An 11,036-nucleotide genomic window follows, 5' to 3' on the forward strand; every position below is an offset into this window, starting at 1 on the left:
CAGAGCGGCGGCCTTGATCCCCTGCTCGGCTGCGAAGCGGCGGGCGTTGGCCGCCCTGTTTTCCAGCCCGTCGACGCCATCCGGTCCTCTTCGCGATACTCGTTGAACTGTGAGGACAGTTCGCGGGCCTGCGCGCGCTTGGCGTCATAGAACTGGGCAGCCCCGAAGGCGGACGCGACAGCGGCACCCGCCATGCGCTGGAGGTGCATTTCCAGCCCCTTGTCGTTCTGCTCCCCGTTCCATGTGGTCACGACCAGCACGGGCGAGAGGCTGCGGGCGATGACGGTGAAAGCCTGCCGGGCCGTTTCCGCGAGGGCGTCGGCGTCGAAGTCCTCAAGGCCGAAATGGGAAACGATCTTGGTGATCTGGTCGGGAACGGGGATCAGGCTTCGGCGGCCTCGATGGTGATGACAGGCGCGCGCCGGGCCGCTTCCTCGAAGCGGCGGGCAGCGGGAGCCTTCTGGCCCGATTTTGCCTTGCTGGCGGCTTTCTTCTCTTGCGCGGAAGCAAGGGCGGCGGTCATTGTGTTGGTAGCGTTGGACATGAAACTAGGCCTTTCTGTCTGGCGTCAGCCCTGTCCGGTGTTCCACCACCGGGCGGGGCGTCTGTGGCGGGAACCATTTCCCTCTCCACAAATAAAGAATAGTACAGACAGACTATAAATGCAATAAAAAAGACAATGAATTAGAAGTAAACATTAGTTTACTTCTGTTTTTATTCCCTTTATTTCCTTATGCCCATTTTATTAATCGCAGTATTATCGGGAATCTCACAAGTATTCATTCTGAAGAACCCCAGGGCGAGCGGTCGAACCGTTGCGCGAAAGCGTGGAGACCCCGCAGGGGGCTCCAGTGAGGTTAGCGGCGCAGCCGCTTAGCGAACCAGAGTGAGAGAACCCCGAAGGGGCCGCCCCTGATTTTCATTTTTTTCCTGCTGAACAGAGATGTTTCCCGGACCAGGTCTTTCGGGAAAGGAAACCGTCTCCAGATGCCCTGGCTTACGCCGCGTTTTGCGGGCATGCACTGCAGGGACACAGATCCAGTTCATCTGTGACCCGCGGCATTACTTCAGATACTCTTGATGAAGCCGGAAGGCGTGCCTTCGGCAGGATTGACGAACACCACGTCATCCGGTGCCCGGCGCGGTGTGTCGATGGCAAGAAAAATGACAGGATCACGCAGGATACGCGGCACCGCACGCACCGCACGCCGCGGAAAGACCAGCAGGTGCCCGGGGACAAACGGCGCTTCCTCAGCCGGGTCGTCAATCCAGAATGTCCCTTCTCCCGAAAGGACATGGAGGACTTCATCACACTGGGTGTGATAAGAGGCCTGCTGTGATCCACCACATGATGTGCCCCGAGGGGTTTTACCCAGTCGCGTGTTTCTGGCCGGGAGGCGGTGGCGATGACCGTGACATCGGTCAGGACCCGGCCCTTCACCCGGAACATAGACGGTTCCTGGTATTTCCCGCCCCAGTCGCATGACGGACAGATATACGGGACACGCTATCGGGCCATGGAACCACAGGGGGAAACTGCGTGGCACGACTTCGACGTCATCGCATTAAGCCTCCCGGCAGATGCCGGCTGACGGCCCATGAGGCGCAGGTCTGGCGATCCTTTCGCGCCGCCATCCAGGGCGAGAAAGGAGAGAGCGCCGTAGCCCACGTGCTCGACCGGAGCGGCCTGGCCGTGCTGCACGACGCCATACTGCCGACGGGTGACGGCAGGACGACCCAGATTGACCATCTGTTCCTCGGCTCAAGGGGCATCCATGTCGTGGAGACAAAGCGGTATGGCGGCGAACTGACCGGACACCCGGAAGACGAACGGTGGCGACAGCGTTTTGCTGGCGAGGCGCCCGACGCCCCGCCCCGGCTGATTTACAGCCCGGTGATGCAGAATGCCGCCCATTGCCGGGCCGTCTACGCGCTGGCCCGCCTCGTGGACCCGACCATCCAGGTCTTCAGCCACGTTGTGATGACGGGAACTGCGGTCCTGTCACCTGCGCTTGTGGCCTGCACCCTTTCCCTTTCCGGATTGGAAACCCTGCTACATGGTCTTGAGCGCAACGTGCCGCGGGGCACACTGACTGACGCATGGCGGCGCATCGGGCTTGCCTGCCATGCCAGCGGGCATCAGTAAGCGGCCTCCCTGTCGAGAAAATCGAGCAGTTCCGCGATTTCCGCAGTTGAAAGCATACGCCCGCGACAGGCCTCACTATCGCGGGGAAAATCGAGCGGCTCACCACCATGGTCACGGTTGCCGGCACTGATCCAGAGTACACGCTCCGGCTCCTCGGGATCATAATCAAGGCGAACCCCGAGGCCATCTCCAAGGTCGATGAAATCGGAGAACAGGTCGTCCTCACACCGAAGCGGAAGCGTGCCGATTTCCACACCGACCCATCTGTCGGGAAATCTGGCCCGGAGAAGGTCGGCGAGCTGGCGCGTATGCAGCCTGAGATCCGTCGGATCCCGGACGGGCGGCGGTGGCTCCAGGGGCTGCAGGAAACCCGCCTCGTCATCATCCCAGTCATCGGGCTCAATCGGCGGCACTGGCTTTTTCGCCATAAAGCAGACGTCCTTCGACCAAAAGAAAAGCAATTTAAGACCGAAGCGTCGGACGGAACCAGCCTGTTTGGTGCAATGCCCCGGCCACGCGAACGCATGTCGCCGCTGCCGGAGCATGCATTGTCCGCATTCACAAGCCAAGCGCATTCAGTTCCTGATCAACCTGCCTCCAACGGCCGTCAGACTGAGGTGGTTCGTTCCTACCATGATTCCAGCTGCTGACCCGGTTCTCGAGTGGAATTTCGTCAATGAACCGGCTCGGACGGGAAGATCCGCCTTGGCGATAATCACAGAACGTGATCGTGGCCTGCTCCATGGCCCGGGTCAGCGCCACATAGGCAAGGCGACGCTCCTCTCCGGGATTGCGCGACATCGCACCGGGGAAAATCGCCTCTTCCCATGCAGGAAGAAAGACATGCCGGAATTCCAGTCCTTTCGACCGGTGCATGGTCATGAGCTGAACGCGATCACGACCTTTTTCTCCAGGTGCTCCGCCTGCCAGTGCCGCATGTTCGAGGAGGTGTTCCACGCGCCGGAAACCCTGGGCCAGTTCGATCAGTTCCACGAGGTTTTCGCGCTGGGTTGCAGCTTCATCCGAATCATCAGCCCGCAGCATGTCCAGATACCCTGTTGCCTCGAGCAGGCCGGTAAGGCGCTCCCCAAGGCTTTCCCCTTCCCGACATCCGATCTGTCTGAGAATCTGGACGAATCCCTGCAGCGCCACGGCACATCTCGGGGACAGCCGGGTCCGTGTGGCCGCCGCGCATAGCGACAGCCCCCCCCGCCGAAGCCTCTATCTCGATTTTCCCCAGGCCCCTGGCGCCAAGGCCCCGCGGGGGCCGGTTGGCCATCCGCCGAAAGGCTTCGTCCGACCTGCGCTCATCGGGCCATGCACAAAGCGTCAGCAGGGCCAGAGCGTCCTTGACGGCGGTACGCCGATAGAAACCCACATCCCCGATGATCTCGTAGGGGACACGGGCGTGGAGCAATGCTTCCTCCAGCGTTCGGGAAAGCCGGTTCTGGCGGTAAATGATAGCCATGTCATGCCAGGCGACGCCGGTCGCTGCGCGACGGCCAATCTCCCGGACGATCGCCGCAGCTTCCTCGGTGGCGTAGGAGAACCCCAGAACCTCGATCGGGAGGCCCTCGCCCCGACGTGTAAACAGTGTCTTTTCGATCCGCGACGGGTCAAATGAAATCACCGCATTCGACGCATCAAGAATATTGCTGGTAGAACGGAAGTTCTCCTCGAGCTTGAACGTCTTCACAGCAGGAAATTCACGCGGGAAGTTCCGCAGGAAGCCGACTTTCGCCCCCCGCCAGGAATAGATGCTCTGGGAATCATCACCCACACAGAACAGTTCACCAGACGTCCTGCTGAGCAACGTGAGCCACAGGTACTGGGCGCGGTTCACATCCTGAAACTCGTCCGCCATCACGGCCGTAAAACGGGCGGACCACCGGCGATGGTATGCCGCATCATGCAGCATCGCGAGGGTCGGCCACATCAGCAGATCACCAAAATCCGCCGCGTTCTGCTCGCGCAGGATCGCCTGGTAACGACCATACAACCCGACGACAAAGCGCCAGCTTTCGTGATCCACATGGAGATTCGCCGACTGCCGCCTGCCGATCAGGCTTTCAACATGCGCGAAAGCAGCCACCGGTGTGATCAGATCCTCTTTCAGCCGCGCAATCCGCTCGGCCATTTTTTTGATCTGTCTCGCATCTCCTGGCGCTCCTTCCTGCGGCACGGGAAGCTTTTCCTTAGGGACAGTCCTGATCAGGCGGCGGACAATGGCGAGACTGTCCTCGGCGTCACGAATGTCAAAACCGCTACGCAATTGCGCCACTTCAGGCTCGGCCCGTAGCTGTCGGGCCGCAAGGGCATGAAACGTTCCAAGCCATGTGGGTACCGAGTACGTCCCAAGAACGTCTCCGATGCGCTTGCGCATTTCCTGGGCGGCCTTGTTGGTAAAGGTTACACAGAGGATCTGGCCAGGAACCATGCCATGCAGTCCGACGCGGGTTGCGACCCCGGCTGTCAGGGTTTTGGTCTTGCCGGTGCCTGCCCCTGCCAGAACCAGAACATATCCCAGCGCCATCGCCGCGCGCCGCTGTTCTGGCGTCAGGCTATCAAGGACTGGCGCAAGCGCACGCGGAACGGGAAGATTACCGGTCATAGCTCTTCCAGCCCTTCCGCCATGCAACCCGGGGTCGTGGTGATCTTACCGGTCGAGAGCAGGATCGTCGCCGGATAGGAAAGATCCCAGTTCCCAAGCCTGCGTTCCCAGCGTCCATCGATAACCAGGCCGACAGGACAGCCCGACCGTTCGTAGAGGCGGACTGCACTTTGCGGTATCGGGGGATCATCTTCGGCCTGCGCCAAATGCTGGCGCAGGTGGCGGTTCCAGATGGTCTGGGCCAGGGGCGACCGGACAAACATCCGTGAAAGGTCTACCTTCATCGCCAGACGCGCGATCCCCCGATCCGCATAGTCTGAAACAGATCCCATGACCCTCTCCTGTGTGAGATGATCCTGCGCGCAGGACCGTTCGGCGCCCACCTCTGTGGCATGCCAGCCGTAAATGACGATCATCCCGTGATCGTCGGTGAAGGAGGCGATGCGGCCTGCCAAGTCCCGGCCTCGAGCCATCGAGGCCGCGCGTTGCCCCGCAACCGACGCGCCACGTAATTCCACATATCCGTCGCCACCCTGGCATAGGCGTTCGGGCATGCGCGCAGGCCTGCATATATCTGGACAAAGCCTGCAGCCCGCGATGCCGTCTGCCCGGTGAGCCGAAAGGATTCACGCTGGCTCACAAGGACATCCCCGGCGATGAACCTAGCCGTGGTCCGGCAGGCTTCTCGACAGGTTCAGACGAAGCAGGCAATGAGGGAACCGAAACCCGCAGCGGCCGCTGCATGCCGTGCGCCTCGGCCTGACCCAGCCATGACGGGGAAACCGTCTCCGGCTGCGCTTTCGCCCCTGAACCCAGGACTTCGGACAGGCGGCACAAGGGCGCAACGGGAACAGAACCTGCCTCCATTCCTTCCCTGCGGGTCCTCAGGACCGCATTCCAATCCTCTCCCGGCCCTTTCGGAGATATCCGTCCTGACCAGAGACCGACGTCCCGTGCCATCGCAGCGAATTTCCCGGCATAACGATCCCCCTGCGGGTCGTTATCAACGGCAACAACCAGTCGCGCTTCAGGCTGGGCGGCGACCTGCATCATGACCCGTTTCAGGTTCACTTCGCTCTCTGGCTCATGCCGCCACCCGTCGAGGTATAGAGCGTTCCTTGCTGGAAGCGATCGAGTGCTGCAAAGGACAATGCATCAATGGCCGCCTCGGTGACGACAAGGCGCGTCACGGGCGCTTCTCCCCCGTCGGCCCGGAAACCGAAGAGACGCTTGCCAATGCCGCCCGTCGAAAACCCCTTGTAATCCGGCCCGCGCATTTCCATGCCGGTGAACTGCCCGTCCGCATCCCGATGGCCAAACCAGGCGGTTCCGTGCGGGCCTTCCTTCAGCGCCCCCTGCTGTCCGGCAATCGCGACAATATGGTCGGGCAACCCACGGATCTCCGTCAGATAGCGCCATGCAGCCGTCCCCTGCCGGGTGCGGCACGACGGTTCCACAGTTCAGCGGGATCGCGGCGCGGTCTGTCACCGGCTCCCTTCGTACGCTCGACAACTTCGAGCGTCGGGCTCCTGCCGATCAGGCCGCGAAGTTCCTGCCTGACATGACCGAGGTTCTTCGAGGGATCGAGATACTGGACAAGCTTGAAGACATCACCTTTGCCGTCGCCCTTGGGGTCCCACCAGCCCTTGCCATCGTGATTGACAATAATGGCCTCACTGTCACGGCGAAATTTCAGGTTACGGGCGGAACGCTGCGCGGTGGCCTGCCGATCCAGCCGGAATCCGGCTTTCTCCAGAACAACGGCGCAGTTTACAGCATTGCGAAGCTCATCAAGTTCTCTTTGCTGTGCTTCTGGGGAAGACGTGTAAGCCATGAAAGACACTCCTTCACGAACAGCATGGATTGTGTTTCAGACCGCTCCGGTATTTACGGTGAGTATTTGAGATGATCGTGCGGAAACACACGACGACCTCTGTATGGTTCGTCGAGATATTGCGTCCTGATGATCCGCGTTGAGGGTTTTTATTCTGCGTGAACTGCAAAAGAATACAGGACGCACGAATGGCCGCAGTTTACACGCGGCAGCAAACGGCATATGCCCGCGCCACTGCGCACGCATTACCGGGACTATGGACGAGCGGGCACTCACGACGCCTGATACTCCCTGTGGAGGATCCCGTCTGCGCCCACATCATGCGACTGACGAAAAAATAAGGTTCACGAACCCGCCTGAAGGCCGATGGAGAAACAGGAGAGACACAGTTCATCCCCGATGTGGACGGACGACCGGCGTTCCGGTGTCGGCCGACAGGCTTTCCCGATCGCCCGCGCCATCAGCCTGTCAGTCCTCACAAGTATTCATGACGGGAACTGGCGCGGCAGAAGCCGCAGTTTCTTCTCCCTGAACGGGCACAATGCTCCGGGTCGTTGACGACCCGGAACACCACGCGGCCTAAAACGGGATTTCGTCATCCACTTCCTGCGCGTTGGAAGTTGCGGCAGGAACGGGGCGCTGTGCAGCGCTCCGCGAGGGACGCTCTTCATCAAAACGTCCATCGCCCGTGCTTCGACCATTGGCCAGCACCTTCAGGTTTCCATCAAACCGATCAATGATGATCTCGGTCACATAACGGTCCTGTCCCTGCTGATCGGTCCATTTGCGTGTCTCGAGATGGCCTTCGACATAGACCAGCGTTCCCTTCTGGCACCGACGTTCGATCACAGCCGAAAGGTGATCGTTGAAAGAGACGACACGGTGCCACTGGGTTTTTTCCCGTCGCTCACCGCTGGCGCGATCGGTCCAGGTTTCACTTGTCGCCACGCCGAAGGATGCGATTTTGCCCTCCCCTTCCCTACGTGCGGCAAGATCCGGATCCCGGCCCAGGTGACCGATGATGATGGCGCGATTGACTGACTGGCTCATGGTCTTGTTCCTTTTTTCCTTCCTGGTCGTCTCCGGCCCCTGCCGGAACTCTGACCTGGTGCGGTCGCGCGGAAGCGGGCCACAGGCGGCGGGCGCAACCCCTCGGGGCGGCAGTGGTGCGGAAGCCGCGCATGCGGCTTCACGGTGCCGTCCCGACCGCAGGCCTGGGGGTTGCGCCCGACGACGACCGCTTCAGACCGCAAAAACCAGGTCAGAGACCCGGCAGGGGCCGAGGTCATGCTTTTGGATTTTGAATTTTGATTTCTGTTTTATTTTTCTATTTCGCTCATAATCGTGTCATTTATTATTGTACAATTATGATAGTCGTCCTAGAATTTCCCTGTCTCTACATTGGGAGTTCATCATGGCGGTGATTACTGCGTCGGAAGGACGCATCACCCTGAAGGCCGACTTTCATCCCGAACTGGCAATCCAAGCCCGGCGTTACAGAGGACGTTTTCTCGGCAAGGAAATTGGCTGGTCCTTCCTGCCCGAACATGAGCAGGCGATCCGCCAGCTCTGCCAGACCCTGTATGGCGTGGATGGCACGCCAGATGCGTGGCATAACTGCTGCACCGTGCAGGTCGAAGTCGACGAGCAGGATATCCGGGCACCGCTGTGGCGCCAGTTCAACGCCGGTATTTACCTCGGTGGCCGTCACGTTGTCGGCGTTTTTGGTCCACGGCAGGCAGTTCGCACCGGCAGGGGCATAAAATTCCTGCGCGGCCAGCCGCATTGCGCCACCCGGATCGGTGCCTACCACATGGAGGTACCCACCGGCAGCGTTCTGGAAATCCGGAAATATCCGCGTGCCGCACTGGCGTTCCTGGGCAGGTGCCTCGACGGGCATGGCTCCTGGCGCATAGCCCAGAGCTAGAGCAGCCCGAGTTGCACGGTGGGCACGGGTGCATCCGCTGCCGTCGCTGTTCCGCCATGCTTTGCCTGCAGACGGGCCAGCTCTGCTTTCTCGCGCGCAACCTGTTCCTCGCGGGCACGGGTCGTCCATGCCTCGACCAGCAGGTTTTCCCGGACACGCTGCCCGATTTCCTTCTCTACATCCGACCAGACAAAAGTCGGGTCGCCCCAGCAGGGATATCGCGCAACCTGATCGAGGAAATCGCGCCGTGTGGCTGCATTGTCGAACCATGTCTGCGCGAAGCCGGTCCGATTATAATGCGCGATAAATCCGTACATATTGCTCAGCCGGTTATACAGGGCCGGGGTAAATTTTTCTGCAGGCATTCCGAGTGCGATGAACCGCAGGATCGCATTACCAAGCTTTGCCTTTTGCTGGGCCGTCGCCCATTGGGTGGGTTTCAGGACAGCCGGGTCGACAGGCGGGATCCGAAGCCGCTCGCACAGGATCGGCCCCGCCGTCATGACACCTGGCTCCGGCATCGATAGCCGTTATGAAAGCGGTTCACATCCGGCAGATCCGGATAATGCCCCTCCCCCAGGCCCTCTTCATTCATCCTTTCCAGATAGCGCACTGCCATGGTCACACGGCGGGCATTGGCGAGGCTGCGCAATACGACCAGATCCGAGCGGCCTCGCATATAACGGTCTTCCCAGAGACCCGTGACGGGGTTCAGCGCAGCCGCCCCCATCGTGGCGTTCAGAAAACATTCCACGATCCACGGCCGGGTCCGATAGGGACGTCCCGAAACAGGAGCCGGAAGACGGAAGATGGTTCCGCTGGCGATGGTCCCGACCCGAAGCGGGTTATTACCGCCCTGGAATGGAGACGTATAATACTGGCGGATCATGCCACGTCTCCTTTGCAGGACGCCATGTTTCCAGTTTCGGCTGCGGATCGTCCATGCAGGATCCGCGCGCCATCAGCGTCGTTATCGACCATGAGAACCCATCTGTCCGTCCCCAGGGCGCCAGCGCGGTAAGCCGCATCAAAGTCACGTGGCTTACGATCGCCCCGACGGATATGCACACTGATGGAAAATGAGCGCCCGGGATGCGCGCCGGCGATCCTCTCACCGTAAAGCGTTACGGCAGTCGAGATTTCCGCGAGCGTCCGGGCTTCTGTCATCCCCCGTGCACCAAGGTGTTCCATAGGCAGCGCCTGAAGGATGGCGCAGCCGTCGGAACGGATGCGCACGGCGGGAGTGGCAATCAGGACAAAGACAGGCATGATGAACTCCATCGCTCAGCACGCCCTCGCGGGCGCACTGGTTTTTACGGTTGGGTTTCAGGCGGCAGAAGCCACGTCCTCGACGGACGGCTGACGTGCCGATGGGCTGAAAATGTATTGGGCCGCGGCTGAAGCAGCGCTCGCTGCGGTGAAAATGGCGCGCTTGTCAGCCTTCAGCAGTTCCAGCCAGTTCCCGATGTAATCAGCATGGCGGACCGTCGGCTCGATCTGCAGTTCCGCGCACACGAAAGCTGATGTCATCTCTGCCACCAGTTCCTCGGCCGCGTAGGCATGGTCCCCAAACCGCCTGCCAAAGGTGCGCGACAGCCGGCTTTCAGCCCCGGTCCAGTGCCCGATCTCATGAAAGACGGTTCTGTACCAGTCGATCTGGTTGAAATAGGACTGCTGGGGCGGAAGCCGGATGAAGTCCGCATCCGGGGCATAAAATGCCTTGTCACCACCGATGCGAATGTCCGCCCCGGTTTCGCGCATCAGCGCTTCCGCGTGCGGCACGATTTCGCGTTCCGGCAACGGCGCGGTCGGCGCGACCATGCTCTCCGGCAGGTTCTCGCACTGATCAACATTGAACACCGTAAACCGCTTTAGAAACGGGATCTGGCGGGGCTCGTCGGAACCCGCTTCTGATTTTGGCGTGAAACGGTCAGCATAAAACACCGTCGTCCCCTTCTCGCCTTTCCTGACATTGCCGCCCTGCGCATGCGCCTGGCGGAACGTCAGCCATTTCTGGGTAGAAAACCCCTGCATCTCTACCGAACCCCACAGCATGAGGATGTTGATCCCGGAATAGGCCCGATCGGTCGCAGCATTACGCGGCAGGGCAATGCCGCATTTCGCGCGGTTCCATGGGCAGACCCATGGCACGGTTCCTGCTTCAAGTTCGCGGATGATGCGGTCAGTGACGGACTGATGGATGTCGGTACGTTCGGTTCTGGCCATGATCAGTCTCCAGAAAATGCAGACGCCGCCCCGAAGGGCGGCGCGGATGGGCAGCGGATGGCGAGGGTGGTGTCACCTGAGATCGATGATGCCCGTGCACGGATCGAGGAAGACGTCGGGCAGCAGGAGGAAAGTGACCATGGAGGCCGTCCAGAGGAGCACGATGGCGACGAATTTGGCGATTTCGACGGCAGGGCGGGACGGCGGCGCGATGCGGTTCTGTGCCATTTCCAGATCCTTTTTTCGGGGGTTTCGACCCCTTCCGGCGACCGCAGGCCAGACTGGCGGGCAA

General features: G+C 60.7%; 16 protein-coding genes and 3 pseudogenes. 2 read left to right on the plus strand and 17 right to left on the minus strand.

Annotation, left to right across the window (positions count from 1 at the left end; translation table 11 throughout):
• The 4 genes and pseudogenes from JCM25156_RS30765 to JCM25156_RS32570 form a co-directional block, all read right to left on the minus strand.
• Positions 1-260: pseudogene (locus tag JCM25156_RS30765) on the minus strand (hypothetical protein); the annotation flags it as partial.
• Between the two features lie 122 nt (positions 261-382).
• Entirely contained in the window at positions 383-544 is a 162-nt protein-coding gene (locus JCM25156_RS30770; protein ID WP_242402481.1) for a hypothetical protein, read from the minus strand.
• A 523-nt stretch (positions 545-1,067) separates the two neighbouring features.
• Positions 1,068-1,325, minus strand: a pseudogene (locus JCM25156_RS32565) (cupin domain-containing protein); the annotation flags it as partial.
• Positions 1,325-1,429 (minus strand): annotated as a pseudogene (locus JCM25156_RS32570) (zinc-binding alcohol dehydrogenase family protein); the annotation flags it as partial. The pseudogenes JCM25156_RS32570 and JCM25156_RS32565, both read right to left, overlap by 1 nt.
• Before the next feature lie 111 nt (positions 1,430-1,540).
• On the opposite strand from JCM25156_RS32570, the gene JCM25156_RS05060 reads away from it, so the two are divergent.
• Complete coding sequence (locus JCM25156_RS05060; protein WP_242402482.1) at positions 1,541-2,146, plus strand: nuclease-related domain-containing protein; 606 nt, start codon at positions 1,541-1,543, stop codon at positions 2,144-2,146.
• Here JCM25156_RS05060 and JCM25156_RS05065 read toward each other — a convergent pair.
• The 8 genes from JCM25156_RS05065 to ssb form a co-directional block, all read right to left on the minus strand.
• Entirely contained in the window at positions 2,140-2,574 is a 435-nt protein-coding gene (locus JCM25156_RS05065; protein ID WP_025812347.1) for a hypothetical protein, read from the minus strand. The two genes, JCM25156_RS05060 and JCM25156_RS05065, sit on opposite strands and share 7 nt — an antisense overlap.
• Positions 2,575-2,704: 130 nt before the next feature.
• Positions 2,705-3,190 carry a 3'-5' exonuclease gene (locus JCM25156_RS30780; protein WP_242402483.1) on the minus strand — a complete coding sequence of 162 codons (486 nt, stop codon included), beginning with the start codon at positions 3,188-3,190 and terminating at the stop codon, positions 2,705-2,707.
• Entirely contained in the window at positions 3,177-4,757 is a 1,581-nt protein-coding gene (locus tag JCM25156_RS21670; RefSeq protein ID WP_242402484.1) for an ATP-dependent helicase, read from the minus strand. Before JCM25156_RS21670 ends, JCM25156_RS30780 begins: the two co-directional genes overlap by 14 nt.
• Entirely contained in the window at positions 4,754-5,311 is a 558-nt protein-coding gene (locus tag JCM25156_RS30785) for a hypothetical protein (protein ID WP_034958453.1), read from the minus strand. Before JCM25156_RS30785 ends, JCM25156_RS21670 begins: the two co-directional genes overlap by 4 nt.
• A gap of 82 nt (positions 5,312-5,393) precedes the next feature.
• Positions 5,394-5,810, minus strand: coding sequence for a toprim domain-containing protein (locus JCM25156_RS30790; protein WP_306301739.1), 417 nt, complete (start codon positions 5,808-5,810; stop codon positions 5,394-5,396).
• Positions 5,811-5,824: 14 nt separating this feature from the next.
• The gene (locus JCM25156_RS30795; RefSeq protein ID WP_242402485.1) at positions 5,825-6,148 is read right to left on the minus strand and encodes a DUF3991 and TOPRIM domain-containing protein; all 324 of its coding nucleotides are present in this window, start codon (positions 6,146-6,148) and stop codon (positions 5,825-5,827) included.
• A 14-nt stretch (positions 6,149-6,162) separates the two neighbouring features.
• On the minus strand, positions 6,163-6,591 hold the full coding sequence (locus tag JCM25156_RS30800) for a hypothetical protein (RefSeq protein WP_242402486.1): 429 nt from the start codon (positions 6,589-6,591) through the stop codon (positions 6,163-6,165).
• Positions 6,592-7,170: 579 nt separating this feature from the next.
• Positions 7,171-7,641 (minus strand): single-stranded DNA-binding protein, encoded by a 471-nt coding sequence (ssb, locus tag JCM25156_RS05085; protein WP_025812349.1) that lies wholly within the window; start codon positions 7,639-7,641, stop codon positions 7,171-7,173.
• Between the two features lie 364 nt (positions 7,642-8,005).
• Here ssb and JCM25156_RS05090 point away from each other — a divergent pair, with 364 nt between their 5' ends.
• On the plus strand, positions 8,006-8,518 hold the full coding sequence (locus JCM25156_RS05090; protein WP_025812350.1) for a hypothetical protein: 513 nt from the start codon (positions 8,006-8,008) through the stop codon (positions 8,516-8,518).
• Here the strand turns inward: JCM25156_RS05090 and JCM25156_RS05095 are convergent.
• From JCM25156_RS05095 to JCM25156_RS29780, 5 genes are all read right to left on the minus strand, one after another.
• Complete coding sequence (locus JCM25156_RS05095; protein ID WP_025812351.1) at positions 8,515-9,021, minus strand: hypothetical protein; 507 nt, start codon at positions 9,019-9,021, stop codon at positions 8,515-8,517. The two genes, JCM25156_RS05090 and JCM25156_RS05095, sit on opposite strands and share 4 nt — an antisense overlap.
• A complete protein-coding gene (locus tag JCM25156_RS05100; RefSeq protein WP_025812352.1) occupies positions 9,018-9,407 on the minus strand; it encodes a hypothetical protein in 390 nt (129 codons plus the stop codon). Before JCM25156_RS05100 ends, JCM25156_RS05095 begins: the two co-directional genes overlap by 4 nt.
• A complete protein-coding gene (locus tag JCM25156_RS05105) occupies positions 9,404-9,787 on the minus strand; it encodes a hypothetical protein (RefSeq protein WP_242402487.1) in 384 nt (127 codons plus the stop codon). Before JCM25156_RS05105 ends, JCM25156_RS05100 begins: the two co-directional genes overlap by 4 nt.
• 57 nt (positions 9,788-9,844) lie before the next feature.
• Positions 9,845-10,744, minus strand: a complete 900-nt coding sequence (locus JCM25156_RS05110; RefSeq protein WP_025812354.1) for an ArdC family protein — start codon at positions 10,742-10,744, stop codon at positions 9,845-9,847.
• Positions 10,745-10,816: 72 nt separating this feature from the next.
• The coding region (locus JCM25156_RS29780; protein ID WP_206777855.1) for a hypothetical protein at positions 10,817-11,036 on the minus strand (220 nt) is incomplete at its 5' end.

The sequence above is a fragment of the Komagataeibacter kakiaceti JCM 25156 genome (assembly GCF_000613305.1).

Excerpts from the sequence above, each read along its gene's own strand:
- JCM25156_RS21670 (WP_242402484.1), bottom strand. The coding sequence starts at position 4,757 with ATGACCGGTAATCTTCCCGTTCCGCGTGCGCTTGCGCCAGTCCTTGAT.
- JCM25156_RS05095 (WP_025812351.1), bottom strand. The coding sequence starts at position 9,021 with ATGACGGCGGGGCCGATCCTGTGCGAGCGGCTTCGGATCCCGCCTGTC.
- JCM25156_RS05100 (WP_025812352.1), bottom strand. The coding sequence starts at position 9,407 with ATGATCCGCCAGTATTATACGTCTCCATTCCAGGGCGGTAATAACCCG.
- JCM25156_RS05090 (WP_025812350.1), top strand. The coding sequence starts at position 8,006 with ATGGCGGTGATTACTGCGTCGGAAGGACGCATCACCCTGAAGGCCGAC.
- JCM25156_RS05105 (WP_242402487.1), bottom strand. The coding sequence starts at position 9,787 with ATGCCTGTCTTTGTCCTGATTGCCACTCCCGCCGTGCGCATCCGTTCC.
- JCM25156_RS30800 (WP_242402486.1), bottom strand. The coding sequence starts at position 6,591 with ATGGCTTACACGTCTTCCCCAGAAGCACAGCAAAGAGAACTTGATGAG.
- JCM25156_RS05065 (WP_025812347.1), bottom strand. The coding sequence starts at position 2,574 with ATGGCGAAAAAGCCAGTGCCGCCGATTGAGCCCGATGACTGGGATGAT.
- JCM25156_RS30790 (WP_306301739.1), bottom strand. The coding sequence starts at position 5,810 with ATGATGCAGGTCGCCGCCCAGCCTGAAGCGCGACTGGTTGTTGCCGTT.
- ssb (WP_025812349.1), bottom strand. The coding sequence starts at position 7,641 with ATGAGCCAGTCAGTCAATCGCGCCATCATCATCGGTCACCTGGGCCGG.
- JCM25156_RS30770 (WP_242402481.1), bottom strand. The coding sequence starts at position 544 with ATGTCCAACGCTACCAACACAATGACCGCCGCCCTTGCTTCCGCGCAA.
- JCM25156_RS30785 (WP_034958453.1), bottom strand. The coding sequence starts at position 5,311 with ATGCCCGAACGCCTATGCCAGGGTGGCGACGGATATGTGGAATTACGT.
- JCM25156_RS30780 (WP_242402483.1), bottom strand. The coding sequence starts at position 3,190 with ATGCTGCGGGCTGATGATTCGGATGAAGCTGCAACCCAGCGCGAAAAC.
- JCM25156_RS05110 (WP_025812354.1), bottom strand. The coding sequence starts at position 10,744 with ATGGCCAGAACCGAACGTACCGACATCCATCAGTCCGTCACTGACCGC.